Source organism: Sphingomonas sp. M6A6_1c (assembly GCF_053345135.1).
In genome coordinates this window covers 370,554-396,222 of sequence record NZ_JBKEZO010000001.1, presented here as the reverse complement: position 1 = coordinate 396,222, position 25,669 = coordinate 370,554, and the positions used below count along the sequence as shown (strand labels likewise).

The window sequence follows — 25,669 nt, the reverse complement described above, 5'->3', positions numbered from 1 at the left end:
TCCGCCTGGTTCGGAAAAGCGACTGAACCCCCTCAACGTCGTGGATCGCGGAATGGGCCCGGCAGGTAACGCGCTCGACAGCGGCAGGGCGGCGCCCCACATCCACCCCATGAACAGCTACGCCAAGACCGACGAGGCCATTGCCGCCCTGACTCCGGAGCAGTTCCGCGTCACCCAGCAGAACGGCACGGAGCGCCCCGGCACCGGTCCGCTCCTGAAGAACAAGGACGCGGGCATCTATGTCGACATCGTCTCGGGCGAGCCGTTGTTCGCCAGCGACGACAAATACGAGTCCGGCTGCGGATGGCCCAGCTTCACCAGGCCGATCGACGCCGGCCATGTGAAGGCGAGGCGGGACTGGTCGATGCTCATCCCGCGTACCGAGGTGCGCTCGGCGCAGGGGGACAGTCATCTCGGCCACGTGTTCAAGGATGGGCCGCGCGACCGCGGCGGCCTGCGTTATTGCATCAACTCGGCGGCGCTGCGCTTCGTGCCGCGCGCCGAGATGGCCGAGCAGGGCTATGGCGCCTATCTGGACCAGATCGCGGCGCCGTGCGCGATCACGCAGCGTGCGGTACTCGCCGGCGGTTGCTTCTGGGGCATGCAGGACCTTATCCGCAAGCTGCCCGGCGTCCTCTCGACGCGGGTCGGCTATTCGGGCGGCGATGTGGCCAATGCCACGTATCGCAAGCACGGCAGCCATGCCGAAGCGATCGAGATCGTCTTCGACCCCGCCCGTACCGATTTCCGCGCGTTGCTCGAATTCTTCTTCCAGATCCACGATCCGACCACGGTCGACCGGCAAGGCAACGATCGCGGCGCCAGCTATCGGTCCGCCATCTTCTATACGGACGACGGGCAGAAGGCGGTCGCCGAGGAGACCATCGCGGACGTCGAGGCCTCCGGGCTCTGGCCGGGCAGTGTGGTCACCGAACTGGCGCCGCTGGGCGAATTCTGGGAAGCCGAGCCGGAGCATCAGGACTATCTGCAGCGTCGGCCGAACGGCTATACCTGTCACTTCGTGCGGCCGAAGTGGAAGCTGCCGCGGGCGTCGGCACCCGGCGGCGAGAGCGTGGCGACCTGATCGCCTAACCGGTCCGCCCCGCCCGCGCGGGACGCAGCGATCCGAGCGTGGCGAACGCGACGCAACCCGCAGCGACCGCCAGCGCCGCCGCCAGGATCGCCGCCGACCGGAACGTCTCGACCAGCGCCGCACCGGTCTGCGCGATCACCGCGCCGGCCAGCGCGGTCGCGATCAATCCGCCCGTCCGCGCGATCGCGCTGTTGAACCCCGAGGCGGTGCCGGTGTGCGCCTGATCGACCGACGACAGGACCGCGGTGGTCAGCGGCGCGACGGCCCCCGCCATGCCGAGCGCGACGACGATCATGCCCGGCATCACGCTCGTCCAGTAGCTGCCGGTCGGATCGACGCGGACCAGCAGCAGGAAGCCAAGCCCGGTGACGATCGGCCCGACGGTCAGCGGCCAGCGCGGCCCAATCCGTTCCGTGGTCCTGCCCATCAGCCGCGACGCGGCGCCGATCACGAGCGAGAAGGGAAGCAACGCCAATCCGGCGTGGAGCGGTGAATAGCCGCCGCCGACGATCAGCAGATACGGCAGCAGCACGAGCAGCCCGCCCAGCGCGCCGTACAGCAGGAAGGTCAGCAGCGTCAGGCCGACGAAGGGACGCGACGCGAACATCGCCAGCGGCATCATCGCATCGCCATGCCGGCGATGTTCGACCCACACGAACAGCGTCATGAGCAGGACGCCGCCGATCAGCCCCGCCCAGATCCGCGGCGACCCCGCATGCGTGCTGGACCAGAGCGTCAGCGCCCAGGTGAGCGTGCCGAGCGCCAGCGTCGCGAGGACCGCGCCGGGCACGTCGAGCGGCTGCTCGCCCTCCGCGCTCTCCTCCACATGGCGCCAGGCGAGGAGGATCGCGACGAGCGCGACGGGCACGTTGATGAGGAAGATCGCCCGCCAGCCCGCCGCGCCGACCAGCCAGCCGCCAAGCGGCGGCCCGACCGCGCTCGCGATCGCGCCGGCGGACGCCCAGGTGCCGACCGCCCGTCCTCTCGCCTCGCCCCGGAACGACGCGCCGAGGATCCCGAGGCTGTTGGGCATCAGCATCGCCGCCCCGACCCCCTGCGCAGCGCGCGCGGCGAGCAGGAGGGGCAGGCCGGGCGCCAGCGCGCAGAGGACCGATGCTGCGGCGAACAGCGCCGTGCCGAGGATCAGCATGCGGCGGCGGCCGAAATGATCCCCCGCCGCACCGCCGACCAGCAGCAGCGCCGACAGCGGCAGGAGATAGGCGTTGACGATCCACTGCAGCGAGGCGGCGTCGCCGTGCAGGTCGCGCCCGATCGACGGCAGCGCGACGTTGGTAACGGAGCCGTCGATGAAGGCGAGGCTCGACGCGAGCATCGTCGCCGCGAGGACCCATCCGGCGTGGGCAGGTGACGCCTCGGCGTCGCCCGGGACGGGAGTCGGGTCGGGCGCGCCCGGTTGGGCCAAGGCCGTTGGATGATGGTGCACCGTCGGCGTATAGCCTATCGCCCGGCGTTCGGCGCCCCTGCATCGTGCGGATCGTCGCTGAAGCCAGCGCCGCCGATCCCCGCGCCGCCGGACCCGCCCCCGAACCCGCTTCCGGCTCCGCCCCCGCCTCCAGAACCACCGCCTCCGCTTCGGCCACCATCGTCCTTGCCGCCGCCTTTGCCGGCGCCCGACGATGCGGGCCGTGCCGGTCCCTGCATCGCGATGGTCAGGTCGGCCGGGATCGGATCGAGATCGAGGGCATCGCGCACGAACGCGCGCAGCGAGACGACCAGCTCGTGCGTATGCACGGGATGTCCCGCGACCAGCTCGCGGATCGCCCGGTCCGCCAGCCGGACATGCTCCTCGGTGCCGAGCAGGATGATGTCCGACAGCGCGGCTTCCACGGCGTCGCGGATGCGGCGGGTACGGTCCGATCGCGATGCGCCCTCCGCGCTGAGGTCCAGCGCCGCCATCGGCTCCGTCGCGCCACCGCCCTGGTCGCGCCGTCGCAGATCGCGCCGGTGTGCCGGATCGACCGTGAGATCGCCGGTGAACGAGCCCCCCAGCACCTTATACGCGGCGATGAGCGTCCGGAGCCGCTCGTTGATCTGCCGGTTCATGCGCTCGCGACGCTGCTGGAACGTCATCTGGGTGAGCAGACGGATGCCGACGCCGAGCAGCGTGACCAACGTCAGCCCGAAGATGGTCACGACCAGGTTTTGCCAGGAGCTGAAATCCAGACCGCGCAATTACATCTCCAATTCGATCAACGGGAGCAACGGCAATCGCCCGGGTGCGGCAAGGCGCCGCGGCACGAAACGGATCGTGCGATTGCGGGCCATAAGCGGATGCACCGCACCGGTCACTTCGTGCCGGCGACGACGACCAGCGGATCGCCCCTGCTACCATCGGCCAGTACCTCCGTTTCGACCGCGCCGAACCCCGATCGCTCCATGTAGAGGCGGATCAGCTGCGCCTGTCCGGCAATGTCGAGCGCCCGCCAGATCCGCACCGCCTTCGTCGGAAAACATCGGTTGGAATAACTGACGGCGAAACGTCCGCCCGCTCGCAGGACGCGGCGAACCTCGGCGAACACCGGCACCGGCTGCTGGAGATATTGGACGCCGACGCAGCACAAGGCGACGTCGATGCTCGCATCGGACAGCGGCAATATCGGCGTGGCGTTGAGATCGTTGACAAACCAGCGGTCGAGCCGATCATTGGCGGCGAGTTCGACCGCGTTCATGCCGTGGCCGATGACCTCGGCAGTGGCTGGCGTCGCGGGCAGGTGGCTGATCCAGCTCGACATGAGATCGAGCACGACGGCCTGCGCCGGCATGATGCGCGCATAACAAGCGGTCAGCGCCGCAACCGCTGCGTCGTCGATGTGCGAGACGAGGCGTGGTGGCGCGTAGAAGGCGAGATCGTCACCGTCGTCCACCTTGTCGAAGGCATTCGCCGGCAGTTCGGCACGCCAGTCGCTCGTGCTGGCCTTCGTATCGTCCATAAGCCGCCTCGCGCCGTGATCCCTGCGCCTTGAACGGGCGGCATGGCGATGCGCTCCACGCGCTCGCAACGACGTCGACCCGACAGCCTAGCCGAGCGACATTCATCTTCGTGACGTAAGTCCTCCCCCGCCAGGGGGAGGTGGCGCGGCGAAGCCGTGACGGAGGGGGAGGACACGAAACCGGCGTGTCGCTTACCTCCCCCTCCGTCATGCCTGCGGCATGCCACCTCCCCCTGGCGGGGGAGGAATTTTACTACGACGATGAAGGTCGATCCCGCCTGGTCGAGCGACGCGTCGCGCGCCTGCGACAGTTCGGAAGCATCCGTGCACCGATGATAGCGCCAGCCGAGGATGACGCGGCGCGCCGGTTGGCCTAAGCTGCGCGATCGGCACAGGATGCCTGAAGATTAGGGCATGTCATAATGAGCGATCGAGACAGCGTTGCCGGCTACAAGGACGTCCTGACCGGCAGCCGCGACGGACCGGACGAGGCCGGAGGCGCGGCGAAGATAGCTCCGGCCTCCGCGCCGGAGTTGAGGACGCTCGCGGGGGTCGCGGTCGGTACGCTGGTCATCGCGGCACTCTATTTTGGTCAGGAGGTGCTGATCCCGATCACGCTGGCGGTCATGCTGTCGTTCGTATTGTCGCCCGTCGTGAACCTGCTTCAGCGCCTGCGGTTGTGGCGGGCGCCCGCCGTGATGCTCACGGTGCTGGCCGCATTGGGCATCCTGGGGCTCTTCGGTACGCTGATCGGCAGCCAGGCCGCCTCGCTCACCGCCAACGCGCCGCAATATGCGCAGACGATCCAGGCCAAGGTCGAGAAGGTGCAGGGGTTCGCGCTGTCGCGGATGGCATCGATCACCAAGGAGCTGGGCGGCGGCCGGCACGCGGCCGCTCCGCGCGGCGCCGCACCCGCCCCCACGCTCGCCGCCGGCGCGGCGCAGCCCGCTGCGGGTCAGCGGCGCCCCGTACCGGTCCAGGTCGTGCAGGAGAGCACATCGCCCTTCACGATCGCGCGGACGGTGGTCGAGCCGATTCTGGGGCCATTGGAAACGACGATCATCGTCTTGATCGTCGCGATCTTCGTGCTGATGCAGAAGGAGGATCTGCGCGACCGCTTCATTCGCGTGTTCGGGTCGAGCGATCTCCACCGGACGACGCGCGCGCTCGACGACGCCGGTCAGCGGCTGAGCAAATACTTCCTGTCGCAGCTGGCGGTGAATACCTGCTTTGGCCTGGTCATCGGCATCGGCCTGTGGGTGATCGGCGTACCGTCGCCGGCGATGTGGGGCGTGATGGCGGGGCTGCTGCGCTTCGTGCCGTATATCGGCTCGTTCCTCGCCGCGGTTGCGCCCGCCGCCCTCGGCGCCGCGGTCGACCCGGGCTGGGGCATGGCGATCGAGGTGGTGGCGCTGTTCGTGGTGGTCGAGCCGGTCACCGGCTATGTCGTCGAGCCGCTGCTTTATGGCCATTCGACCGGGCTCTCGCCCGTATCGGTGATCGTGTCGGCGATCTTCTGGACGTGGCTGTGGGGCCCGATCGGCCTCATCATGTCGACGCCGCTGACGCTGTGCCTAGTCGTGATGGGCCGGCACGTCAAAAGCCTGGAGTTCTTCGACGTACTGCTCGGTGATCGCCCCGCTCTGACGCCGGTCGAAAGCTTCTACCAGCGCATCCTCGCCGACAATCCGGACGAGGCGCTGGCGCAGGCCGAGACGCTGCTCGCCGATCGGTCGCTGGCGGATTATTACGACGGGGTCGTGCTGGCAGGCCTGAAGCTCGCGGTCGAGGATCAGGCGCGCGGCACGATCGATCGCGCCGGCGCGCGGAGCATGACGCGCTCGATGCTCTCGGTGATCGGCGAGTTGAAATCGCACGGTATTGCGCACGATCAGCCCGCCGTCCGCGTCGGGACGGTCGCCTGTGTCGCCGGCCATGGCGCGTTCGACGAAGCGGTGACCGCCATGATGGCGCAGCTCTTGGAGCAGCGCGACATCGCGGCCAGGACGATCCCGTATGGCGATGTCGGTCGCGAGACCATCGGCAGTTTGGATCTTGCCGGTGTGACGACGATCATGGTGTCGTATCTGGAGCTGAACGGGTCGCCTGCGCAATTGCGCTATTTGGTGCGGCGTCTGCGCGCCAAGGCGCCTGCGGCGCGGATCATCGTCGGCCTGTGGCCGCAAGGGGAGGCGGCGCTGACCGATGCGGCGATCCAGCGCGAGCTTGGCGCGGACGGCTATGTCGGATCGCTCTCGGCGGCGCTCACTATCATCGCCGCGCCCGCCACCTCGGATCAGGTCGCGGCCTGACACCGGATGTACCGGCGGCGCTTCCGTGTGCCGCCGGTCGGGCCGGCCGCGCTCCGATATCGATCAGAACGAGGCGGGATCGCCATGCATCGGCGTAGCGAAATTCCTCCCCCGCAAGGGGGAGGTGGCATGCCGCAGGCATGACGGAGGGGGAGGGCACGGAACAGACGTTTCGATTGCCTCCCCCGGCACTCCCTGGCGGGAGAGGCATTTACCAAAATCCCAAATGCCGATCCGGCCTAGCCCTCAGGCAGCCGCACCTCCGTCGATGTTGAGCGTGGTGCCCGTGATGTAGCTCGCATCGGGCCCGGCGAGGAACGAGACCGCACCCGCGATCTCCTCGACCTTGCCGTAGCGGCCGAGCGGAATGAATCCGATCATCTGCTGCGCGAACGCGCCGTCGGCGGGGTTCATATCGGTATCGATCGGACCTGGTTGCACCGTGTTGACCAGGATATTGCGCGCTGCGAGATCCTTCGCCCAGCCTCGTGCGAGCGCCGCCACCGCCGCCTTGGTCGCGCTGTAGACTGCGGTCGCCGGGAAGGCGAGTTCGCCCGAGACGCTGCCGATCAGGATGATCCGCCCGCCATCGTTGAAATGCGGCAACGCCGCGCGCGTGCCGACGTGCAGGCCCTTAACGTTGACGCCGAACTGACGATCGAAGGTCTCGTCCGTATCGTCGGCGACCGCCGAGAATTCGGCCACCCCCGCGTTGTGGACCAGGATGTCGATCGCGCCCAGCGCGGCGGCAGCCTGCTCGACGCCCGCGCGCTGCGACACCGGGTTGCCGGCGTCGGCCTGGAACGCAAAGGCGCTGCCGCTGGCGCTCTCGATCGCCGCCACGGTAGCGTCTGCGGCAGCCTTGTTGCCGGCGTAGGTGATCGCGACGGTCGCGCCGTCGGCCGCCAGCCGTTTGGCGATCGCCGCACCGATGCCGCGCGATCCACCGGTGACGAGCGCCTTTTTGCCCTGAAGTGACATGTCGATACTCCGAAATGTGGCCCGCGATCACGCCGTCGTGCGCTGTCGGCAGGGGAGAAGATAAGGCGATGCTTCGACAGTTCAACATATCCGAACTATTAAAATTGTACGGTCTTCCTATATGAGGCGGATGCCTCGCTTCACGCATCCCAGGCTGGAGGACGTTCCACTCGATCTGGCACTCCATGCGCTGGCCGATCCCAATCGGCTGGCTATGGTGGCGCGCCTCGCCGCGACCGAGCGGCTGAGCTGCACCGGTGCCGCGCCGTGCGACTCGATCCCCAAGAGCACGCTGTCCAACCATCTGAAACTGCTTCGCGCCGCGGGGCTGATCGAGACGACCCAAGCCGGGCGCGAGATGATCAACACGCTGCGACGCTCGGATTTCGACCGGCGCTTCCCCGGCCTTCTGGATGTGGTGCTCGCCAACCGGGCAGCCTGAAGCGTCCGAAGCCGGGGACGACGCTGCTTGTGGTCAGCGCGTTTGCGTTACGGACGATCCCATCCTAGACCACGCCCGCTGCGAAAAACGACGGCGTGGTCGACACCACCCTCGCGCACACGCCGGTCGATAGCCGGCGAGCGGCTCCATGATGGCAACGCAGGCTCGACCTGCGCGGGCTGGGAGCGCGGCCGAATGCTGGAAGACGTTACGATCATCGGCGCAGGGCTGGGCGGCTTGGTGCTCGCCGGCGCGCTCCATCGCCGCGGCATCGGCGTCGTCGTCCATGAAGGCGAACCATTTCCGGACGCGCGCGGCCAGGGCGGCCTGCTCGATCTGCATGCAAACAGCGGTCAGCAAGTTCTACACACCCTCGAATTGCATGACGCGTTCCTGAAGCTGGTCCGGCCGGGCGAGGATGCCAAGCGGGTCGTCGACCGGCATGGCACGGTGCTGCTCGATCGACCGGGCAATTCCGACTGCGCTCGCCCGGAGGTGGACCGTGGTGACCTGCGCCGGCTGCTGCTGGATGCCCTGCCGCCGGGGATCGTGCGTTGGGACCGCAAGGTCGCGTCGGTGCAGAATGTGGGCGATGGTCGCCACATGGTCGCATTCACCGACAATTCCACGGTGGAGACGACGCTGCTGGTCGGCGCGGACGGCGCTTGGTCGCGCGTCCGTCCGCTCGTGACCGACGCCCGGCCCGCTTATACCGGCACGTGCTTTCTGGAGCTTCACTTGGACGCGAACGATCCGCGTGCGGCCTCCGCCGCGGCGGTGATCGGTGCGGGCACGTTGATCGCGGTGGCACCAGGCCAGGGCATCCTCGCGCACCATAATGCCGACGGCAGCATCCACACCTATGTGGCGGCCAACCGGCCTGTGGAGTGGCTGGCTGCCGATCTGTCGACTGCGGCGGTCCGCATGGCGACCCTGTTCGACGGCTGGGCGCAATCGCTGCGTGCCTTGATCGCCGGCGGTGAGGAGCTTCCGGTGATACGTCCCGTCTACGCGCTGCCGCCGTCGCTGGCCTGGCCGCGTGTGCCGGGCGTGACGCTGCTGGGGGACGCCGCGCACCTCATGTCGCCGTTCGCAGGGGAGGGCGCCAATCTGGCAATGCTTGACGGAGCGGAGCTTGCGCGCGCGTTGATCGACCATCACGATCGGGAAGATGCGTTAGCCGCTTACGAGCATCAGCTGTTCGCACGCAGCCCACCGATCGCACGGCTCAGCGCCAGCAATCTGTTTTCCTTCTTCGGCCCGGACGCGCCTGCGAGCGTGGTGGATCTGTTCGAGACCCGCTGAGCGGGATGTCGGCTTCTGGACGGCTTTATCGCGCTGCGACGATCGGCCGGATCGCTGACGTCACGGTCACGGCGCGGGATCGTCTGCGGGAAACGCTGCCATGCCTGATCGCCGACATTAGAACGCGAAACCAGAACCTGCAGCAGATGGTCGGGGAGACAGGATTCGAACCTGCGACATCCTGCTCCCAAAGCAGGCGCGCTACCGGACTGCGCCACTCCCCGACGCGTGGCTCCCTTAGGCGCGGGGCGATGGGGGACGCAAGCGCCAATCCGATCTTCCCGTGGGCGAAGACGAGTGCGTCGAAGGTTCATGTAAACAGACGGAAGCGCCGTGCCCGGCAATGTTGATCCTCGACCACCGGCCGATCGGACCAGGCCTGCCGGGCGGGGATGGTGCCGGTTGCAGGAATCGAACCCGCGACCTTCGGTTTACAAAACCCAATGATGGGTTGGACGAACCGACCTAGCAGCCGCAGAAATCTGCGATTTTTTGCTAGGCCGCTGTGCCAGACCGGCGCTTGTGTGCCGCCTTTTGTGCCACCCCCACCATAGCGGCCTTCGCCTGTTCGGGGGTCAGATAGTCCAGGTAGACCTCCGTCGTCTTGATCGACGTGTGGCCGAGGATGCGTTGCAGGTCGTAAATCCCGCCCTTGCCAGAGCGCAGATAGTCGACGGCGAACAGGTGGCGGATGTCGTGGAACCGGAAGCGGCGGTAGGGCTTGCCGGCCTTCTCCGCGCGGCCGGCCGCGCGCTTCGTATAGTCGGCGAAGTTCGAGGCGACGTTGGTATAGCGCTTGGCAATCGGCTTGCCCTCGTCGTCCTCGTCTAGGTGCCAGAAGACGTAGCTGCATTTCAGGTGGCGGGGCTGGCGTTCGATGATCTTGATCGCGGCCGGCGACAATGGGATCGAGCGCAGCTTATTGCGCTTGCCGACGAAGGTGAGGGTGCGCGCCTGACGATCGTAGGCGTCGTGCTCCAGTCCGGCGATCTCCTCCTCGCGCATGCCGGTCTCGCGCGCGAGCAGCATCATATCGCCGAACCGCGTCGCGCTGGGGCCGACGGTCAGCGTGATGTCGGCTTCGGTCGGGAGCATGACGGGATCGCGGCGCTCGGGGATGCGCTTGCGGTTGAACGACGCGGCGGCATTGTCTTCGAGCCACCCCTCGTCGATCGCGTGGGCGAGGACGCTGGATATCGCGGTGAGGTCGCGGCGGATCGTGGCATTGGTGACGCCTTGGCGCTGCCGCCCCTTCACGAGGTCGCGCAGGGCGCCGGCGTCGATGTCCTGCACGAGCTTGTTGTCCAGCCAAGCACGAAGCTGGGCGAGGCTGGTGATGTAACGGTCGAGGGTCTTGGGTGCGATCGAGCGACCGATCCCCTCATTCCACGATATGACCGCCGCCTGCCATGTCACAGGCCCGGCAATGCCGAAATGCGCCTCGTTCTCGATCGACTCGCGCAGCTTCTTCAGGCGCTTTTCGGCGACCGATTTAGTACGCGTTCGTAGACTGTGTCGGTATTCGACGCCCCGGACCTTGAAACGCGCCCAATAGATCTCGCTGCGGGTGTAGAGGTTCGACATGGTGACTTTGGTGCTCGGTTTAGGCGTCGGCCGCGGCGTTGGGGTTCTCGCGGGTCTGGACGTGGCGCTTCGACCAATCGTCGAAGATCTCGGGGTAGAGCGGCTTGACCTGAAACGTCTCGCCGCACCGGTTTTCCCGGCCGCAGCGGAGCACGAATGGCTTGTCCGCCCATGTGAAAAGCTCGCGCTTTCCGCAGGCGGGGCACTTGCCCTCCTGCAGGTACTTGCCCTTTTCCGCGAAGCCATAGTCGGCCTTCAATTTGGAGAGGACTTCGCGAAGAACGTCGGTTTGCACGAGCGGGGCGATCTTTCGGAACAAGCGGGTGGCGTTGCCGGAAGCGGGAGCTTCCGGCGGGGGATGGGGTCGGCAGGGCTGGGCGCGGCGGGCGGCCGCGCGGGCGTCAGGTGGTCATGATGCTGGCGAGCGCGTCGCCGATGATCGCGGCCTTCTCGCTGGCCTCATCGGCATCGTTCGCCGGGTCGGGATGATTCTCGTTGGCGGGCTTGGCCGGCCAGTGGCCGAAGGGCAGGCGGATATCCGGGTTCGGCTTGGCGCTGGCGCGGATCTGGCGGATCAGCGAGAGCTGCGCGACGCAGCTGAACCCGCAATCGTCATCGGTGCAGACGATGCGCAGCTCGCGCACCGACGGCGTCAGCTCCTGACTGTCGCGGACGATCGTCTTGTTCTTGCAGTGTGGGCATTTGATGCCCGGAAGCCTCGTGCGGTCGATCGGCTTAGTCATTGGAACCCCCGGTATTCCCCGCGGCCGACCCCATGGCGGACGGAAGGAAGCTGGCGAGCCGGCGCTGCACGGCGTCAAGCGCTGCTGCTGCCTGCGTCACCTCGGCGAACGCGCGATGCACGTCCCGCGGCGATAGCCGGCGGTGAGCGCGGGGAAGGCGCCCGCCATGTCCTTGATCTCGAACGCGCCCTGCTTGCCCGCCTCGGCCATCACGTCAATAACGCGGCCGGTCTGCTGGATCGGCACCTTGAGATTGTCGTTCGCCGCGAACGCCGCGGCCGAGAGATCCGCGATCTCCGCCTTGTAGGCGGTGGCGGCGCGGCCGATCGGCTTCATCATCGCGACCGCCTGCCGGGGATCGAGGCCGAAACCCGCGAGCGTATCGACGCCTTCCTGCAGCGCGTCGGGGAGCTGGTTGGCCGCCCGGGCCGCGCCGAGCAGCTCGCGACCCATGGCCGCCGCCTGCACGCGCGACAGGTTCGCCTTCTGGGCGATGTCGGTCATGACCGATTCATATTTCTGCGCCTCGCCGATGCCGCCGAGGATCGGGCGGGCGATCGTCATCCCGACACCGATGCTGGCAGCGCCGCCCGCGGCGAGTCCGGTGGCCATGCCCTGAACCCGGCCGAAGCTCGCGCGCGCGGAGGCAAAGCGGCGGGCGCGGGAGTCGGCACGCTGCAGCCGGTCGCTTTGTTCGGTCAGCTCGCGATTGGTCCGGTTGATCGCCGCGCGCAGGTCGCGCTCGTGGCGGGCGAGATCGGCGGTGCCGACGCCGGCCGCGCGCAGACGGTCGCGCATCTGCTGGAGCAACTCGCCCTGCCGTTCGTGCTCGCCGCGCAGCGCCGCGGCTTCCCGCTTCGCCTTCTCGAAATCGCGCGCGAGCTGACGGCTGGGCGAGCTGGCTTCCTGCATCTGCCGGGCCAGCGCGGCGACGCGGGTCTGCGCCTGCTGCATGGCGGATTCCGACCCGCGCATTTCGGTCTTGAGCTTGCGGAAGGCGTCGATGTCGTCGCTGGTGCGCTTCAGCTGGTCGAGCCGTTGCTTGACCTGGGCGACGGCTGCCGTCGCCGTGCGGCTGCCGCCGGCGATGTCGCGTAGCGGGCGGGTGACGCGGTCGGTCGCTTCGAGCAGCATGCGGATGCGCAGGTCGCGATCCATCGGTCAGGTCTCCGGGTTGTGCCGCTTGAGCGCCTTCGCGTGCCACCCCATGAGTTCGGGCAACCTCATGGGGTTCATGGCATCGGGGGGCCAGTGGAAGACGACGGCGAGATCCGCCATCGCCTCGTCTACGCTTGCGGGGAGGCCTCCCCCTTCGCGGCCTTCGTCAGCAAAAAATCCATGATCTCCATGCCGAACTGCGTGAAGTCGGCGGGATCGAGGTCGGAAACCTCCTGCTGGGTCAGCGGCGGCATGGTGATGCGCGGCAGCAGCGTCGTGGTGGCGGCGACGTTCATCTGCACCAGATCGGTGATGTTGAGGCCGCGCAGTTCGCCCGAGCGCGGGCGGCGCACCTGCACCTTGTCGATGGTCTGGTCGCCACGCTGAAAGGGGAAGTCGAGCGTCACCGTGGCGATGGCGGCAACGGCGGCAGTGGCGGCGAGGAGGGAAGTGTCGGTCATGGGAGGTTACTCGCGTCGGGCGGGATGATCGGGGGCGGCGCGATCGGCGCCGCCCCACGGCGGGTGGCGGTCAGAGGATGGCGGCGCGCTGCTCGGCAAGGATGTCGACGCCGTCGACGATGTGGATCATGTTGAGGACGTCGATCTCGACCTCGACGCGGCCGTTCCACTCCTCGCGGTAGAAGACGCACTGCGTCTTGACCTTGCACTCGCCGCCTTCGCCGATCTTGGCCTCACCCCGGTCGATCTCCTCATGCCGGCCGCGCACGGTGATCTCGATCGTGTCGTAGGCGGCGGTCTGATCGTTCTGGTAGGCGCCGACGAAGCGCAGGAAGGTGCCGGCGAGACCGGGGCGCCCGAACTGGCGCACGACGGTGCGATCGGGTCCGCCGAGCGTCCATTCCATTTCCATCGCCTCGGCGCCCATGTCGATCTTGACCGGCGCGTCCATGCCGCCGCCCCGATAGTCCTCCATCTTGCGGGCGAGCTTCGGCATCTTCACCGATTGCACCTCGGCCAGATAGCTCTGGCCTTCGTTGAACAGGTTCATGTTCTTGAGTTTGCGGGGAAGGGCCATCGATCAGCTCCTGATATCGTGTAGGGGAAAGGGCAGCGCCGGAGCGTCAGGCGACGGTGAAGTCGGCGAGATAGGTGTCGGTAATCTTCTGGGTCAGCGAGAGCTGCTCCAGCGGCGGCACGGGGGTGAAGTCGTAGTCGATCGCCAGCTTGCCGGCGGCGAGCGAGGCCTGCGGGTTCTTGTCGGCGTCGAACCATGCCTTGCCGCCGATGAGCTGGCCGGCGCTGACCAGATTGCGCAGGGTGCCGTTGATCGTCTCGACGATGTCCTTGGCGAGGCTGGGGCGCAGCGGCTTGTCGATCGCCCACATCATGCCGCCGGCGATCGTGTCGAGCAGCACCTGCGCGGTGCGGGTGGCGCTTTCGAACGAGAAGGGCGACGTCACGTCGTCGCAGGTGCGGTTGCCCCAGAAGCGGAAGCCGCCGCCCGCGCGGATCAGCGCGGTCACCTGCTTGTCGTTGAGCAGCATCGCCTCGCAGGCCGGGTCCTGCACGTCGAACTGGACGTCCTTGGTCAGGCCGACCACGCCCTCGACGGGCACGTTCGACAGCGTCTTGTGGAAACCCTGCTCCTGATCGATGCGGGCGCGCAGGCCGAGCGCGCGGGCGACGGCGAAGCTGGTCGCGTTCGCCGCGGCGTTCGTGTCGAAATAGACGAAGTCGGGGTAGACGAGCATCAGCTCGCGCGCCGAGAAGTTGGCGCGGTAGGCGGTGGCGGCGGTGACGTCGGCGCCGATCGCGTTGGCATAGGCGAAGCCGCGCAGCTTCTGGGCGACCACGGCGAGCGCCGCGGTCACCGCCTGGGTGTCGAGGCCCGGCACGCCGAGGATGCGCGGCTTGACGCCGAGCTGCGCCTCCGCGGCGAGCAGCGCCTGCAGGCCGGTCTTGAGGCCGTTCACCGTAGCGCCGATGACGTTGGCGGTGGTGGCGGCGGCATCCGCGCCGGCGGCCACGCGCACGACGACGACGGGCGCCTTCGCCTGATCTGCGATGGCGCGCAGGGCCGGGGCGAGCGTCCCGCCGGTGCCGGCGACGCCGATCGCCGCGGCGAGATCGGTGATCAGCGCGGGGCGGTTGAGCGGAAAGGCCGCGTCGAGCTTGGCGCTGGCGGCGCCGGCCGGCGCGGTGGCCGTGGCGACGAGGCCGACGACCGCGGTGGCGACGGTGACCAGCGAGCGGGCGCCGCTGGTGGATTCGGTGATGGTGATGCCGTGCATGGACGTTCCTTCAGGCGGGGGCGGAGAGGCTGCCGGAGCGCGGCAGGGGGATGGAAAGGCGGGCGCGGGCGTTCGGCCCGGACACGTCGGTGCGCTGCCCTTCGAGCACGGCGGCGATGGCGGCGGGGCCGGTCTGCCGGATGACGACGGCGGAGAGCTTGAGGCGCGGTTCCCAGCGCATGATCGCGAGCGCGGTCGCCGCCATCAGCCGCATGCGGCCGAGCGCGTTCATCGGCTGATCGACCAGCTCGGGCAGCAGCGAACCGTAATCGCGTCGACCGACGCGGCTGCCGATCGGCGTCGACAGGATATCGCCCACCGACTGTTCGAGGTGCTCGATGCCGGCGAGCGGCTTGCCGGTGGCGGCGTCCATGCCGATCATTGCGGCAATCCCGACACGCCACCCCCGGCGGTAACGCCGAGGTGCTTATGGCTCTTGAGGCTCTTGCCCCCGCCGATCACGTCGTCGGTGGCCTCGGCCTTGCCGGTGATGCCGACGTCGCCGGTGACCTTCACCGGGCCGATGATCTCGACGGGGCCGGTGATCTTCACCCCGCCCGGCGCATCGATCTGCACCCTGCCGCCAGGCGGAAGCTGCGCGACGAGGAGATGGGCAGCGGCGTCGTAGGAGACGAGCGCGCTGTCCTCGAAGCGGATCAGGTCGATCGGCTTATCCGACGGTGCGGGGTTGGCGTCGGAGAAGATGCCGAGCAGCGCGAGCGCGCCGTCGGTGTCGCCTTCGGGGCAGATCAGGAGGCATTGTTCGCCGACGCTGGGCGGCGACCACGTGCGCGTCTTGCCGGCGCGCTGGACGATCCAGCAGACTTCGCCGGTGACGGTTTCGCCGACGCGCACACGGCAGGTCGCCTCGGCGAGATCGACGGTTTCGATCGTGCCGATCTGGATGATGTTGCCGATCACGCGGCGAGGATCGGGCAGGTCGCTCATGACGGGCGACATTGGCGCGCCCCGGCGGGGATGGCGCGATGCTCCCCTTGTAGAGAGGGTTTCTACAAGGGGGCGAATCCGCGTGCCGATCGCTGGGCGTCACGAATTCGCAACCGGCGATCCCTTCACAGGCCGCCGCTCTAAACTGTCCCGTTATGGTAATCCGCGAATATTCAGATCGAAGCCCCGGAGTCGATCGACCAGCGAAAGCCCTTCGAAAAACGTTCTTGCTGCCCGCAAATATTTGAGTGATCTTGATGCACTCCGAATGCGGGCCAGCTTAATTCGGAACAGGGAAGATCCAAGCCATGGCGCTGTCTAGCCTCGTTGCCATTCTACTGGTGCAAGCGTCGAACGCCGCGGCGCCGCCTCCCGGTCCGGAGTGTCGAGCGCAATACGCCGGTACGCTCACACTGCAGCCCACCGATGACGGGCGGACGATGATACTGGCCCAGCCATATGCCTTCATCGATGAAAATTGCGAGACATGGGCCGTCCCGAGCGGCAGCGAAGTCGACGGCGCGTCGATCCCCCGCGCTGCGTGGTCTTTGATAGGGCCATGGGAAGGGAAATACCGCAATGCTTCCGTAATCCATGACTATTTCTGCGATCGAAGAATCAAGCCATGGCACTCCGTTCATCTGATGTTCTATAAAGCGATGCTCGCATCGGGGGTCTCTCCGTCGCTTGCCCGCATGATGTATGCTGCGGTCTATTACGGTGGGCCGCGATGGAGCAATGCCGCTATCAGAAACAACCTTCTTGCCGGCGGCAGTATGCATCGAATTACGCCGGAGTTCAGAGCGTTGCTTGTCCGAACCATTCAGGAAATCCGGCATCCTCCGACACGGCAGCCTCAATCCAACGGAGCGCGTGGCCTGATGCAGTTGATGCCTGGGCGTAACAGTTGGGATCAGGTGTACGATTTTGCAGGTGGGCAGTCGAATGCCGCGAGGGCAAAGCCGACATTCGATTACGAAGTTCTTAACGCGGTCGTCGATCAGGCAGGGCAAGAGGACGTGTCACTCGAGCAGATTGAGGCGATCGCAGACAGCGCTCGGGCGGACATGGCATCGGGTGAATTGCTTAGGGCCGTGCAGGAGAGCGAGCAAAACAGGGAGCAACAAAGGGATCAATACCTTTGCTTGCTAAAAGCCTATGGCGAGCAAGCATCGTCCGCCGACCGGAAGCTCGACGATCAAGTGGCAGCGGCGAAATGCGGCCCATAGTCTGGCCATGTGCAGCGTTCGGGTATTGTGAATTATTCGACTATCGCTCTGCTAACGCCCATTTGCAGACGTTCGGCATGTCGGTCACACTGTGCAAATGACGGTTGCCCGCGCCTTCCTTCTTGAAGTCCTGCAACGGGTCGCTGATGGCGGGGACGTAGCCGAATCTGAACTCGACACAGCGGTACCCGATCCATTTGCCCTCGATGCAGCGGAGAAGGCCGCGTGGGAAGAATTGAGCCATTGGACTGACGACGCGGACATACGTCAATGGGATGAACGCTACGCCGCCTCCAAGCGCGAGCGGATGCGAGATCACGTCGCCGCTCTCCGACCGACTGGCCGCTAACGCCCACTTGCAGACATTGCGGCACGCGATACCATCCAGCAATGAACGAAGCGGCTGCGAGCGGGATACTGCTAACCTTTATATCCGCCATTGTGCTTGGGACCGGATTCGCAACAGGTGCAATGCCGTTCAACTATAAGGCGTTAGATACCAGCCGCGAGGCGTCCCCAACCACATTCTGGGCATTCGCAGCATCGTGGGCATTATTCGGTGTGTTAGGGATCGCGATTGCGGTTCGTCACTGGAACGTATGACCGCTTTCCTCCCAACAGCGGACGTTCCGCTTACGCCCATTTGCGGACACTCGCCGCATGCCGTAGTCTGCTACTATGCCGGTGAACGCAGTTCCCTTGATGAGAATGTCCCTATGGCTGCTACTGGTTGCGGCGGCGGTGATCGCGCTCTTTTGGTTGATGCTCGTTGTGGCATCCGGCTTTTCGATTTGGACGACTGAGTCAAACGTCGCTGGCTTGACCTTACAGACCGGCCTCCTTCTCTCCCCGGTGGCGTTGTTCTTTGGTCTCAAGCTATCCAAGCACAGCGTCGGCCTCAACGTCGCTTTGTTTGCACTAAGCTGGTCGGCCGCCTCCGCAGCGTTGATATGCCTCGGCTTTCGGTAAAGTTACATCCGCTTTCCACCATCAGCGGTCATTCCGCTTTCGCCCACGTCCGGCCGTTTGCGTTGGGCGGGCGATCGATAAAACCTTTGGACCTATTTGCTGAGGTTTGTCCCGTATGGCATGCATGACCCCATGACCGCGACCTTCTTCGCCACCGATGTAGATCTAGTCCAAGTCTGGCGCTGGCTATTTACCGTGCCCGGGATGAAGATTTTCGAAGACTATTCTATTCCTGACAAGCCCAATCGATGGTTCTACACTTGGGAAGAGATTTTGGCTTGCCTTGATGGCGAGGGCCATAGTCTTGCTGCTTGGCCCGCCACAGTGGGCGGAAAACCCCGTATGGATCGAATCACGTTTGACACGAACACGCAGGGAAAAACTGGCGCGAAAGGTCGTGCCGCACTCCTAAGCCCGGCGACAATCAAGGTACGCCGCAACAATGAGCAGAACGGGTGTCTGGCATCTGCATCAATCGGCTATTGGACTGAAAAGGGCGCGCGCCAGCGATCGATCTATCCCGTAGAATTCTTAGACGAAATTGACTGGAAAAAATTTCGCTCCATCGCGGGCAGCATTGGAGGCTAGTTGCTAAGTCTGCTCCCGCCAAAATGCGGTCCTATTCCGTGATGCCTGACGCCTTTACGCGATATAGCAATGGTGAGATTATGCTCTGGAATTGGGGCGAACCCTGCGCCTACCCGTCGCCTCTCATAGTTCAGAATGGCGAGCGCGTTGGTGTGCTTGCGCCATAACACTCTGGTATCGCAATGTCCGCTAGCCACCCACGAGCGGACATTCCGCTCAAGCCCACTTGCGGACACCGGGCAGGCGTGTTGATCTGGCGCTATGACCATTAAACGGCCTTGGATGAGACGCGCCCTTGTCTGGTGTTTGGTCTATTTCTGGACCGCTGCTGCTGCGCTTGCCATCAACTCCGCCGCAGGTTGGCAGTATGACGGTGACTTCGGCTGGTGGCTGGTGACGGCCTACAGTTCCCCTGCTTTGGCACTCGCCAGCCCGATGTTCACGCTGGGCTCTAACGATGACCTTGGCGCAGCCTACAGCTTGCTATTTCTGGCAGTTCTCACGGTCGCCTCGGCGGTCTTTCTCCGCCGATCTAGGCAACCAGCAAACGTCCGCTAACCACCACTTTCAGACCTTCACGATCTGCGAAGCGGACATCGAAAGCGGCCGCCGCAAACGCTCAATGGCAGAAGTTTGTGACCAATCGGGTCAAGCTGCGGGCGCCGCATCGTCGGAGATTTCATTATCAGTCGGCGGCTGGATTACGCCGAGGTTGATCTTTGCCGCGACGCCAAGCGCGACCTGCGCCACGCGCGCCACCGTGGCTTTGCGGTCATAGCTGCCGTCCTCGGTATAGCAGGCGTTCACGGCGCGGCGGTGCGCGACCCCGTCAGGATCGAACACCACCGGCACCTGCCGGGTTTCGGGATCATGCTTGCCGATCGTCGTCTTCATCGTCCGTTCTCCTACGTGTGCAGCCAAGTGCCGCCGTAATTGTGCCAGATCCGCACCGTCCCGCTGGCCGTGTCCGCCTGAAAATGGATGTCGCCATCGGCCCCGCCGGCGGGCGCCGCCGTGCCTCGGGTGATGCTGTCGCCGGCGATCTGATCGCTGGCATAGTGGATAAAGCGGCCGGCATTGCCCTTGATTAGGGGTGTCAGGGCGTAGAGGCCGTTCGGCGTAAGCACGAGGCGCTCGTCGCCCATCAGGAAGCGGAAAGCGTTGTTCGTGCGATCGTAGACGATCGAGGCGTTCGGGCCAAAGGTCATGACCGCGTTGCCGCCGGTGATGTCCATCCCGAAATCGGCATCGCGGCGGATCGCGCCAGTGAAGGTATCACCCGACTTCTTGGCCGGGGTGAAGCCAAGCCGCGCCGCAATATCGGCGTACCATGCGCCGTCCTGGCCGTCGAGCAGATCGGCGTCGAGGCCGGAGCCGGCGCCGTCGTTTGCCGGATGCCAGACCGGGCTCGATCCGACGAAGACGGCATTGGCCGATACGGTCGCGCCTGCGGCGATGTTGCCGGCCACCGTGAACGAAGGTGCCGACACCGGCTTTTGGAACGCCGCCCCGCCGCCTGCGGTGACCAGATCCAGCGACGAAACCAACGTGGCTGCGGACACCTTGCGCAAAGTGCGGCCGTCTGCCGCGGTGACGACGACGTTGGTGACGTTGATCGCCTCGACGGGCGCGAAGAGGTTGAGGTGGCGGACCGACGTATCGCCGTTGGCGTCGCGCGTCATGACGGTGCTGCCGCCTTCGCCGGACGAGGGCGCCTGTCCGCGCACTAGATCGGCGTCGAGTCCGGAACCGGCGCCATCGTTGCCGGGATGCCAGACGGGCAATCCTCCGACGACGAAAGAGTTGGCGGTGACCGTCGCACCGGCGACGATGTTTCCGGTAGCGGTGAACGCCGGCGCCGACACTGCCTTCTGAAAGGCTGCGCCGCCCCCGGCGGTGACAAGATCGAGCGACGACAGGAGCGTTGCCGCGGATACCGGCAACTTCTATTTCGACGAGTTCTTCTGGACGTTCGGCTTCGACGAGCTGAACAAGGTCGCCAAGGCGATGGCCAGCCACAAGCACTGGCGCAAGACGTACCTGTCGACGCCGTCGACCGTCGCGCATCAGGCATACGGGCTGTGGACGGGCGCGTCCTACAATCGCCGGCGCAAGAAGGCCGATCAGGTCACGATCGACGTCAGCTACGACGCGTTGAAGGGCGGGGCACTCGGCGCCGACCGGATCTGGCGCCATATGCTGACGCTGGAGGATGCGGCGCAGCAGGGCTGCGACCTGTTCGACCTCGCCGAGGTGCGCGACGAGAATGCGCCCGACGAATATGCCAACCTCTACGGCTGCCAGTTCGTCGACGACAGCCTGTCGGCATTCAAGTTCAACGACATCCTCGCCTGCACCGTCGACACCCAGATCGAGTGGAAATGGTTCGACGTCCTCGCCGCGCGGCCGGTCGGCGACCAGCCCGTCTGGGCCGGCTATGATCCGCAGGGCAGCGTCGACGGCGACAATGCCGCGCTGGTGATCGCGCTGCCGCCGAGCGGGCCGGGCGGCAAGTTCCGGTTGCTGGAGCGGCACCAACTCCGCGGCGATTATCAGGAACAGGCCGAGTTCGTGATCGCGCGGCTCGCCCGGTACAATTGCACCTATTTCGGGATCGACGCGAACGGCATCGGCGATGCGGTCTGCCAGTTGCTGGTCGGCAAGGTGCGCGGGCTGACCAAGATCGACTAATCGGTCGCGCCCCGCTTGGCCCTGAAATCCGCTTAGAGCCGTTTTTCTACAAGCAAGACGCGGTGACCGGGAGATTATCGCTTTACCATTCGATGTTTTCAGCAACGGACTGGGAGCGAACAGCAACCTTAGGCGAATGCGATGGGTTGGAGGCTGCCGCCGTATGGGAACCCGAGCACGTCGAGGACCGACTTCGCGACCACTTCGCCGGCCGGCCTAACAAATGGGTCGATAGCTTACGGATCGATGAGACCGCGATCCCTTGAGCGTCCGTTTGTCGGCAGATTGCTTCGCCTGCTGAATGACCGAGATTGGGCAATTGCGGAAGGTGCGCTCGTGGATTGTTGGCTGCCGATGACTGTTCCCCGGCGGGGGCTATTTTCAGGTGTCAGGCCGTCGACTGATGTTCCGGCTGCGTACGCCGTTTTCCAGAAAGGTGAGCGCTCTGTTTAGATGACCGGTTAACTGCTCTACCAGCCGTTGCGAGTCGTGCGCTGTCCAGAAGCGCGTCGGTAACCACCATGGCTTTCCCCAAAAATGGAGATACTCGCTCGGCCGCTGCACGAGGTTGCCCGAGCGAATCCAGGTATGAGGGAACGCGGCCTTACGCCGCGTCAGGTGAACCTGGAACGCGGGTCGGTGATGCTTGTCAAAGTTAAAAACGATGTCGTCGATCTCATTGCCGAGCCTGCGCACTAGATTTATCTCGCCGCCGCTGACTGGCTGATCGAGATCGGCCCAGGAGGTCTCCGCCCATTCAAACCCTCTCTCAATTAGTGGCGGCACGAGCCGTTCCTCGACAAGCCCTGCCAGTGTCAGAAGTGGTTCGCCGCCGAGGCGGCACCAGTTAGTCAACCGTCCATGATGCTGTCTTCTTCGGTTCGCCACTCTTTGCTTCCTCGAGAAGAGCCGTCGAATGATAGGCGGGGCCGGTGCTGTCCGCTACTGGGCGATCATCGTCGCTTGAATGCAATTGTCTCGTTTGTCGCGAAAGGCGGATTGACCACCGCCTCGTACCAATCGTTGCGAAATCCCGGCAGAGCAGAGAGGTGGGCAGTCAGTGCCTGCCACTCAGCCGCTTCTTCGTGGAAGGTCCGGAGACGGCCCTGTATCGCCACGTCGCAGCAGATCAGGTCCGTCGTGATCTCGTCGCGCTTGTAGAAAATGACTGCGTCGATCTCGGAAAGTGGTAGCTGGTCAAGGATGGCGGGATTGTTCGTCACCGCGTCATGCTGCCTTGCTGAACGATCGTCCGCAATCGGGAAGCGTGTCGGTGGCCGGGAACGGCAAGCAATGGGCGTTAGCGGAACGTCTGCTTGTGGGTGAATCACGGCTAAACGGTAGCCCCCATGAGGATTGCTCCGCCGCACATCCGAAGCGTCAGACAGGGGGTGCCGGCGGGAAAACCCCAACATCGCCGACCCGGCATATTTTTCTGCCTCAAACCCGCAGAAATCTGCGGAAAACGGTGTTGGGCTCTTACCCCAACCTTCGCCAACATTTTCCGGCTGAAAACCCAATGTCATTGATTTTGCACGGTTTTTTCAAGCCGGTAGGTTGGGTCTAAAAGGTATAATCAGGTTATACTAATGTTGGGGTAAATGTTGGCCTGAAACCCGCAGAAAACCGTCGATGTTGGGGATGTTGGGGTTTTCCCGCGCACATATTCGTCTTTGAGAGCGGGTGGCACAAATTGTGCCCCTTTTTGTGCCACCGTCAGTCGCGGTCCCGTCAGCAGGAATGGAGCTGGCTTGCGCCGCTTCAAGGCGTAGATGCCGCCGGAATAGGGGTGTTTCGGGAACAGACTGTGCCCCCCGTTGTGCCGACGCTAACCGTGGTCTGTCGCGCGTTTCGCGCGGTTCGCGCTGGGAAAAAATGGCAGAAAACCGCAGAAAACGTGGTGCCGGTTGCAGGAATCGAACCCGCGACCTTCGGTTTACAAAACCGCTGCTCTACCAGCTGAGCTAAACCGGCAATCGGCGCACTCCATGGATCAAGCGGTGCGGCTAGTCCAGAGGGCTTTGCCGCTGGCGGCGCAGCGCGTCCCAATGCGCGAGCCGTTCCTGCAACCGCGCCTCGAAGCCGCGGCCGCTCGGTTCGTAATAGGTCTGCGGCGGCAATTCGTCGGGCCAGTAATTGGCGCCCGAGAAGGCGTCGTCGGTGTCGTGATCGTAGGCGTAATCGGCGCCATAGCCGATCTGCTTCATCAGCTTGGTGGGTGCGTTGAGGATATTGGCGGGCGGCATCAGCGATCCCGTCTCCCTGGCGCTGCGCCACGCCTTCTTCTGCGCCATATAGGCCGCGTTCGATTTGGGTGCGGTGGCGAGATAGAGGCAGGCCTGCGCGATCGCCAATTCACCCTCGGGCGAGCCGAGGAAGTCGTAGGTGTCCTTTGCCGCGATGCACTGGACCAGCGCCTGCGGGTCGGCGAGGCCGATATCCTCGACCGCGGCGCGGGTCAGGCGGCGGAGCAGGTAGAGCGGTTCCTCGCCGGCGGTGAGCATGCGTGCGAGATAATAGAGCGCCGCCTGCGGGTCGGAGCCGCGGATGCTTTTGTGGAGCGCGCTGATGAGGTTGTAATGGCCCTCGCGGTCCTTGTCGTAGACTGCGACGCGGCGCTGGAGGAAGCTCGACAGGCCGGCGGGGTCGAGCGGCGCGTCGATGGCGACCGAGAACAAAGTCTCGGCTTGGTTGAGCAGGAAGCGGCCGTCGCCGTCGGCGCTGGCGAGCAGCGCGTCGCGCGCCGGCGGGGTGAGCGGGAGCGGGCGCCCCCCGGCGGCCTCGGCGCGGTCGAGCAGCTTGGCGAGCGCGGTGGCGCCGAGGCGGTGGAGGATGAGCACCTGCGCGCGGCTGAGCACGGCGGCGTTAAGCTCGAACGAGGGGTTCTCGGTGGTCGCGCCGACGAGGATGACGGTGCCGTCCTCGACGAACGGCAGGAAGCCGTCCTGCTGGGCGCGGTTGAAGCGGTGGATCTCGTCCACGAACAACAAGGTGCGCTTGCCGATGCGGGCGTGTTCGCGGGCCTCGGCGAAGGCCTTCTTGAGGTCGGCGACGCCCGAGAAGACCGCGGATATGGCGACGAAGCGCAGGTCGACCGCGGCGGCGAGCAGGCGGGCGATCGTCGTCTTACCGGTGCCCGGCGGCCCCCACAGGATCATCGAGGAGAGACGACCCGCCGCGACCATCCGGCCGATCGCGCCGTCGGGGCCGGTGAGATGCTCCTGCCCGACGACGTCGGCGAGCGTCCGCGGGCGCAGCCGATCGGCGAGGGGGGCGTCGGCGCCCGGAAGGTGGGGGGTCGGCTCCGGTTCGAGGCCGGTGAGCAGGTCTGCCATCGCGCCGAGATAGGCGGGCGGGGCGGGCGCGTCACCCCCCTGCTAACTTCGCTAACCTGACGTTAAGGCGCGATCCTGCCATTGTCGAAAATATATCTTGGAGGTTCTTGCGCTCGTCTCCTCAAGATATATCTTCGGTGCATCGTGATAGCAGAAGGATTGACGATGTTTGGACATATGCATGGCCGCGGTGGACGCGGCTGCGGGCCGCGCGGCGGCTGGGATCGGTGGGCGGCGCAGGCCGAGGGACGGTTCGAGGGCTTTCGCCACGAAGGACGTGGCGGCGGCGGTGGCCGGCGACGGATGTTCGACGGCGGCGAGCTGCGGCTGGTGCTGCTGCGGATGATCGCCGACGAGCCGCGCCACGGCTATGAATTGATCAAGGCGATCGAGGAGCTGACCGGCGGCGCCTATGCGCCCTCGCCGGGGATGGTCTATCCGGCGTTGACGATGCTCGCGGAGATGGAGCTGATCGCCGAGCAGCCGTCGGAGACGGCACGCAAGCGCTTCGTCGTCACCGCGGCAGGGGAGGCGCATCTCGCCGACCATGAAGAGCAGGTGGCGATGCTGATGGCGCGCCTGGCCGAGATCGGCGCGCATCGTGCGCGTCATGATCGGGCGCCGATCCGGCGGGCGATGCGCAACCTGCGCGACGTGGTGATGGAGCGGGTCGAGGCGGGCGACCTGTCCGACGATGCGGTGCACGAGGTCGCGGCGCTGATCGACGGCATCGTCCAGAAGATCGAGCGGCTCAAGTGAGCGTCTCGGTCGCCCGGGTGCCGACGGGGTCGGCGAGCCGCTATCTCCAGCAACTGGCGAAGCATTGGAGCCGCAAGATGGAGGTCAGCTTCACCGCCGAGGAAGGCAGCATCGCCTTTCCCAACGGATCGCTGCTGGCGATGAAGGCGGATAGCGAGACGCTCGATCTGGTGCTGACCGTGCCGGACAGCGAGGATGATGCGCGGATGCGCGAGGTGGTGGCGAGCCATCTCGACCGGTTCGCGTTCCGCGAGGCGCCGCTGACCTTCGACTGGCGGGAGGGGTAGGGGGCGTACGTCCTCCCCCGCCAGGGCAGGGCTATCGCAT

30 protein-coding genes and 2 tRNA genes are annotated in these 25,669 nt (G+C 65.8%); 10 read left to right on the top strand and 22 right to left on the bottom strand.

The genetic code is table 11. The features are described 5' to 3' along the window. Positions 1 to 109 precede the first annotated feature (109 nt). Positions 110 to 1,084 (top strand): bifunctional methionine sulfoxide reductase B/A protein, encoded by a 975-nt coding sequence (locus tag ACLBWH_RS01820; protein ID WP_447796352.1) that lies wholly within the window; start codon positions 110 to 112, stop codon positions 1,082 to 1,084. 4 nt (positions 1,085 to 1,088) lie between these two features. On the opposite strand, the gene ACLBWH_RS01815 is transcribed toward ACLBWH_RS01820, so the two are convergent. The 3 genes from ACLBWH_RS01815 to ACLBWH_RS01805 form a co-directional block, all read right to left on the bottom strand. Further along, entirely contained in the window at positions 1,089 to 2,516 is a 1,428-nt protein-coding gene (locus ACLBWH_RS01815) for an MFS transporter (RefSeq protein WP_447796350.1), read from the bottom strand. 35 nt (positions 2,517 to 2,551) lie between these two features. Next, positions 2,552 to 3,286, bottom strand: coding sequence for a hypothetical protein (locus ACLBWH_RS01810; RefSeq protein ID WP_447796348.1), 735 nt, complete (start codon positions 3,284 to 3,286; stop codon positions 2,552 to 2,554). A 113-nt stretch (positions 3,287 to 3,399) separates the two neighbouring features. Beyond that, positions 3,400 to 4,044: a class I SAM-dependent methyltransferase gene (locus ACLBWH_RS01805; RefSeq protein WP_447796346.1), complete on the bottom strand. Its 645-nt coding sequence runs from the start codon at positions 4,042 to 4,044 to the stop codon at positions 3,400 to 3,402. 422 nt (positions 4,045 to 4,466) lie between these two features. Between ACLBWH_RS01805 and ACLBWH_RS01800 the strand changes: the two genes are divergently transcribed. Continuing rightward, the gene (locus ACLBWH_RS01800; protein ID WP_447796344.1) at positions 4,467 to 6,356 is read left to right on the top strand and encodes an AI-2E family transporter; all 1,890 of its coding nucleotides are present in this window, start codon (positions 4,467 to 4,469) and stop codon (positions 6,354 to 6,356) included. Positions 6,357 to 6,602: 246 nt separating this feature from the next. On the opposite strand, the gene ACLBWH_RS01795 is transcribed toward ACLBWH_RS01800, so the two are convergent. Next, positions 6,603 to 7,337, bottom strand: a complete 735-nt coding sequence (locus ACLBWH_RS01795; RefSeq protein WP_447796343.1) for an SDR family oxidoreductase — start codon at positions 7,335 to 7,337, stop codon at positions 6,603 to 6,605. Between the two features lie 130 nt (positions 7,338 to 7,467). Between ACLBWH_RS01795 and ACLBWH_RS01790 the strand changes: the two genes are divergently transcribed. Both ACLBWH_RS01790 and ACLBWH_RS01785 read left to right on the top strand, forming a co-directional pair. After that, positions 7,468 to 7,779: an ArsR/SmtB family transcription factor gene (locus ACLBWH_RS01790; protein WP_447796341.1), complete on the top strand. Its 312-nt coding sequence runs from the start codon at positions 7,468 to 7,470 to the stop codon at positions 7,777 to 7,779. A 195-nt stretch (positions 7,780 to 7,974) separates the two neighbouring features. Further along, positions 7,975 to 9,084 (top strand): FAD-dependent oxidoreductase, encoded by a 1,110-nt coding sequence (locus tag ACLBWH_RS01785; protein ID WP_447796339.1) that lies wholly within the window; start codon positions 7,975 to 7,977, stop codon positions 9,082 to 9,084. A gap of 147 nt (positions 9,085 to 9,231) precedes the next feature. Here the strand turns inward: ACLBWH_RS01785 and ACLBWH_RS01780 are convergent. From ACLBWH_RS01780 to ACLBWH_RS01730, 11 genes are all read right to left on the bottom strand, one after another. Next, positions 9,232 to 9,308 (bottom strand) — tRNA-Pro (locus tag ACLBWH_RS01780). 271 nt (positions 9,309 to 9,579) lie between these two features. Continuing rightward, positions 9,580 to 10,668: a tyrosine-type recombinase/integrase gene (locus ACLBWH_RS01775; RefSeq protein ID WP_447796338.1), complete on the bottom strand. Its 1,089-nt coding sequence runs from the start codon at positions 10,666 to 10,668 to the stop codon at positions 9,580 to 9,582. Positions 10,669 to 10,687: 19 nt separating this feature from the next. Continuing rightward, positions 10,688 to 10,987 (bottom strand): hypothetical protein, encoded by a 300-nt coding sequence (locus tag ACLBWH_RS01770; RefSeq protein ID WP_447796336.1) that lies wholly within the window; start codon positions 10,985 to 10,987, stop codon positions 10,688 to 10,690. Between the two features lie 82 nt (positions 10,988 to 11,069). Continuing rightward, positions 11,070 to 11,411, bottom strand: a complete 342-nt coding sequence (locus ACLBWH_RS01765; protein ID WP_447796334.1) for an ogr/Delta-like zinc finger family protein — start codon at positions 11,409 to 11,411, stop codon at positions 11,070 to 11,072. A 96-nt stretch (positions 11,412 to 11,507) separates the two neighbouring features. Further along, positions 11,508 to 12,569 carry a phage tail tape measure protein gene (locus tag ACLBWH_RS01760; RefSeq protein ID WP_447796332.1) on the bottom strand — a complete coding sequence of 354 codons (1,062 nt, stop codon included), beginning with the start codon at positions 12,567 to 12,569 and terminating at the stop codon, positions 11,508 to 11,510. Between the two features lie 3 nt (positions 12,570 to 12,572). Next, entirely contained in the window at positions 12,573 to 12,689 is a 117-nt protein-coding gene (locus ACLBWH_RS01755; RefSeq protein ID WP_447796330.1) for a GpE family phage tail protein, read from the bottom strand. An 8-nt stretch (positions 12,690 to 12,697) separates the two neighbouring features. After that, positions 12,698 to 13,030, bottom strand: a complete 333-nt coding sequence (locus ACLBWH_RS01750) for a phage tail assembly protein (protein ID WP_447796328.1) — start codon at positions 13,028 to 13,030, stop codon at positions 12,698 to 12,700. 70 nt (positions 13,031 to 13,100) lie between these two features. After that, positions 13,101 to 13,607 carry a phage major tail tube protein gene (locus tag ACLBWH_RS01745; protein ID WP_447796326.1) on the bottom strand — a complete coding sequence of 169 codons (507 nt, stop codon included), beginning with the start codon at positions 13,605 to 13,607 and terminating at the stop codon, positions 13,101 to 13,103. A 46-nt stretch (positions 13,608 to 13,653) separates the two neighbouring features. Beyond that, positions 13,654 to 14,823, bottom strand: a complete 1,170-nt coding sequence (locus ACLBWH_RS01740; protein WP_447796324.1) for a phage tail sheath subtilisin-like domain-containing protein — start codon at positions 14,821 to 14,823, stop codon at positions 13,654 to 13,656. A gap of 10 nt (positions 14,824 to 14,833) precedes the next feature. Next, a complete protein-coding gene (locus ACLBWH_RS01735) occupies positions 14,834 to 15,205 on the bottom strand; it encodes a GPW/gp25 family protein (protein ID WP_447796322.1) in 372 nt (123 codons plus the stop codon). After that, positions 15,202 to 15,771, bottom strand: coding sequence for a phage baseplate assembly protein V (locus tag ACLBWH_RS01730; RefSeq protein ID WP_447796320.1), 570 nt, complete (start codon positions 15,769 to 15,771; stop codon positions 15,202 to 15,204). The genes ACLBWH_RS01735 and ACLBWH_RS01730 overlap by 4 nt, the downstream gene beginning before the upstream one ends. Before the next feature lie 308 nt (positions 15,772 to 16,079). Between ACLBWH_RS01730 and ACLBWH_RS01725 the strand changes: the two genes are divergently transcribed. Further along, entirely contained in the window at positions 16,080 to 17,000 is a 921-nt protein-coding gene (locus ACLBWH_RS01725) for a DUF1353 domain-containing protein (RefSeq protein ID WP_447796318.1), read from the top strand. Between the two features lie 40 nt (positions 17,001 to 17,040). On the opposite strand, the gene ACLBWH_RS01720 is transcribed toward ACLBWH_RS01725, so the two are convergent. Next, entirely contained in the window at positions 17,041 to 17,319 is a 279-nt protein-coding gene (locus ACLBWH_RS01720) for a hypothetical protein (protein WP_447796316.1), read from the bottom strand. 782 nt (positions 17,320 to 18,101) lie between these two features. Here ACLBWH_RS01720 and ACLBWH_RS01715 point away from each other — a divergent pair. Together ACLBWH_RS01715 and ACLBWH_RS01710 are read left to right on the top strand one after the other, a co-directional pair. Next, the gene (locus ACLBWH_RS01715) at positions 18,102 to 18,557 is read left to right on the top strand and encodes a hypothetical protein (protein ID WP_447796315.1); all 456 of its coding nucleotides are present in this window, start codon (positions 18,102 to 18,104) and stop codon (positions 18,555 to 18,557) included. A gap of 282 nt (positions 18,558 to 18,839) precedes the next feature. Then, positions 18,840 to 19,115: a hypothetical protein gene (locus ACLBWH_RS01710; RefSeq protein WP_447796314.1), complete on the top strand. Its 276-nt coding sequence runs from the start codon at positions 18,840 to 18,842 to the stop codon at positions 19,113 to 19,115. A gap of 90 nt (positions 19,116 to 19,205) precedes the next feature. Here the strand turns inward: ACLBWH_RS01710 and ACLBWH_RS01705 are convergent, their stop codons facing one another. Together ACLBWH_RS01705 and ACLBWH_RS01700 are read right to left on the bottom strand one after the other, a co-directional pair. After that, positions 19,206 to 19,451, bottom strand: a complete 246-nt coding sequence (locus ACLBWH_RS01705) for a hypothetical protein (RefSeq protein ID WP_447796312.1) — start codon at positions 19,449 to 19,451, stop codon at positions 19,206 to 19,208. 11 nt (positions 19,452 to 19,462) lie between these two features. Continuing rightward, positions 19,463 to 20,500 carry a hypothetical protein gene (locus ACLBWH_RS01700; RefSeq protein ID WP_447796310.1) on the bottom strand — a complete coding sequence of 346 codons (1,038 nt, stop codon included), beginning with the start codon at positions 20,498 to 20,500 and terminating at the stop codon, positions 19,463 to 19,465. Between ACLBWH_RS01700 and ACLBWH_RS01695 the strand changes: the two genes are divergently transcribed. Continuing rightward, positions 20,454 to 21,248 (top strand): terminase large subunit domain-containing protein, encoded by a 795-nt coding sequence (locus ACLBWH_RS01695; RefSeq protein ID WP_447796309.1) that lies wholly within the window; start codon positions 20,454 to 20,456, stop codon positions 21,246 to 21,248. The genes ACLBWH_RS01700 and ACLBWH_RS01695 overlap by 47 nt on opposite strands. Before the next feature lie 381 nt (positions 21,249 to 21,629). On the opposite strand, the gene ACLBWH_RS01690 is transcribed toward ACLBWH_RS01695, so the two are convergent. From ACLBWH_RS01690 to ACLBWH_RS01675, 4 genes are all read right to left on the bottom strand, one after another. Next, positions 21,630 to 22,103, bottom strand: coding sequence for a hypothetical protein (locus tag ACLBWH_RS01690; RefSeq protein ID WP_447796308.1), 474 nt, complete (start codon positions 22,101 to 22,103; stop codon positions 21,630 to 21,632). Between the two features lie 98 nt (positions 22,104 to 22,201). Beyond that, on the bottom strand, positions 22,202 to 22,774 hold the full coding sequence (locus ACLBWH_RS01685; RefSeq protein WP_447796306.1) for a hypothetical protein: 573 nt from the start codon (positions 22,772 to 22,774) through the stop codon (positions 22,202 to 22,204). A gap of 372 nt (positions 22,775 to 23,146) precedes the next feature. Further along, positions 23,147 to 23,222, bottom strand: a tRNA-Thr gene (locus tag ACLBWH_RS01680). A 32-nt stretch (positions 23,223 to 23,254) separates the two neighbouring features. Continuing rightward, entirely contained in the window at positions 23,255 to 24,583 is a 1,329-nt protein-coding gene (locus tag ACLBWH_RS01675; RefSeq protein WP_447796305.1) for a replication-associated recombination protein A, read from the bottom strand. A 165-nt stretch (positions 24,584 to 24,748) separates the two neighbouring features. Here ACLBWH_RS01675 and ACLBWH_RS01670 point away from each other — a divergent pair, with 165 nt between their 5' ends. Next, on the top strand, positions 24,749 to 25,342 hold the full coding sequence (locus tag ACLBWH_RS01670) for a PadR family transcriptional regulator (protein ID WP_447796303.1): 594 nt from the start codon (positions 24,749 to 24,751) through the stop codon (positions 25,340 to 25,342). Further along, positions 25,339 to 25,629 carry a DUF2218 domain-containing protein gene (locus ACLBWH_RS01665; protein WP_447796301.1) on the top strand — a complete coding sequence of 97 codons (291 nt, stop codon included), beginning with the start codon at positions 25,339 to 25,341 and terminating at the stop codon, positions 25,627 to 25,629. Before ACLBWH_RS01670 ends, ACLBWH_RS01665 begins: the two co-directional genes overlap by 4 nt. The last annotated feature ends 40 nt before the right edge of the window (positions 25,630 to 25,669 follow it).

Bases quoted from the DNA above. Each gene is read 5' to 3' on its own strand.
- ACLBWH_RS01750 (WP_447796328.1), bottom strand. From the start codon at position 13,030: ATGACCGACACTTCCCTCCTCGCCGCCACTGCCGCCGTTGCCGCCATC.
- ACLBWH_RS01725 (WP_447796318.1), top strand. From the start codon at position 16,080: ATGGCGCTGTCTAGCCTCGTTGCCATTCTACTGGTGCAAGCGTCGAAC.
- ACLBWH_RS01730 (WP_447796320.1), bottom strand. From the start codon at position 15,771: ATGAGCGACCTGCCCGATCCTCGCCGCGTGATCGGCAACATCATCCAG.
- ACLBWH_RS01765 (WP_447796334.1), bottom strand. From the start codon at position 11,411: ATGACTAAGCCGATCGACCGCACGAGGCTTCCGGGCATCAAATGCCCA.
- ACLBWH_RS01685 (WP_447796306.1), bottom strand. From the start codon at position 22,774: ATGACATTGGGTTTTCAGCCGGAAAATGTTGGCGAAGGTTGGGGTAAG.
- ACLBWH_RS01800 (WP_447796344.1), top strand. From the start codon at position 4,467: ATGAGCGATCGAGACAGCGTTGCCGGCTACAAGGACGTCCTGACCGGC.
- ACLBWH_RS01795 (WP_447796343.1), bottom strand. From the start codon at position 7,337: ATGTCACTTCAGGGCAAAAAGGCGCTCGTCACCGGTGGATCGCGCGGC.
- ACLBWH_RS01785 (WP_447796339.1), top strand. From the start codon at position 7,975: ATGCTGGAAGACGTTACGATCATCGGCGCAGGGCTGGGCGGCTTGGTG.
- ACLBWH_RS01710 (WP_447796314.1), top strand. From the start codon at position 18,840: ATGAGACGCGCCCTTGTCTGGTGTTTGGTCTATTTCTGGACCGCTGCT.
- ACLBWH_RS01790 (WP_447796341.1), top strand. From the start codon at position 7,468: ATGCCTCGCTTCACGCATCCCAGGCTGGAGGACGTTCCACTCGATCTG.
- ACLBWH_RS01670 (WP_447796303.1), top strand. From the start codon at position 24,749: ATGTTTGGACATATGCATGGCCGCGGTGGACGCGGCTGCGGGCCGCGC.
- ACLBWH_RS01775 (WP_447796338.1), bottom strand. From the start codon at position 10,668: ATGTCGAACCTCTACACCCGCAGCGAGATCTATTGGGCGCGTTTCAAG.
- ACLBWH_RS01675 (WP_447796305.1), bottom strand. From the start codon at position 24,583: ATGGCAGACCTGCTCACCGGCCTCGAACCGGAGCCGACCCCCCACCTT.
- ACLBWH_RS01755 (WP_447796330.1), bottom strand. From the start codon at position 12,689: ATGGCGGATCTCGCCGTCGTCTTCCACTGGCCCCCCGATGCCATGAAC.
- ACLBWH_RS01705 (WP_447796312.1), bottom strand. From the start codon at position 19,451: ATGAAGACGACGATCGGCAAGCATGATCCCGAAACCCGGCAGGTGCCG.
- ACLBWH_RS01820 (WP_447796352.1), top strand. From the start codon at position 110: ATGAACAGCTACGCCAAGACCGACGAGGCCATTGCCGCCCTGACTCCG.
- ACLBWH_RS01805 (WP_447796346.1), bottom strand. From the start codon at position 4,044: ATGGACGATACGAAGGCCAGCACGAGCGACTGGCGTGCCGAACTGCCG.
- ACLBWH_RS01715 (WP_447796315.1), top strand. From the start codon at position 18,102: ATGACCGCGACCTTCTTCGCCACCGATGTAGATCTAGTCCAAGTCTGG.
- ACLBWH_RS01735 (WP_447796322.1), bottom strand. From the start codon at position 15,205: ATGATCGGCATGGACGCCGCCACCGGCAAGCCGCTCGCCGGCATCGAG.
- ACLBWH_RS01740 (WP_447796324.1), bottom strand. From the start codon at position 14,823: ATGCACGGCATCACCATCACCGAATCCACCAGCGGCGCCCGCTCGCTG.
- ACLBWH_RS01745 (WP_447796326.1), bottom strand. From the start codon at position 13,607: ATGGCCCTTCCCCGCAAACTCAAGAACATGAACCTGTTCAACGAAGGC.
- ACLBWH_RS01760 (WP_447796332.1), bottom strand. From the start codon at position 12,569: ATGGATCGCGACCTGCGCATCCGCATGCTGCTCGAAGCGACCGACCGC.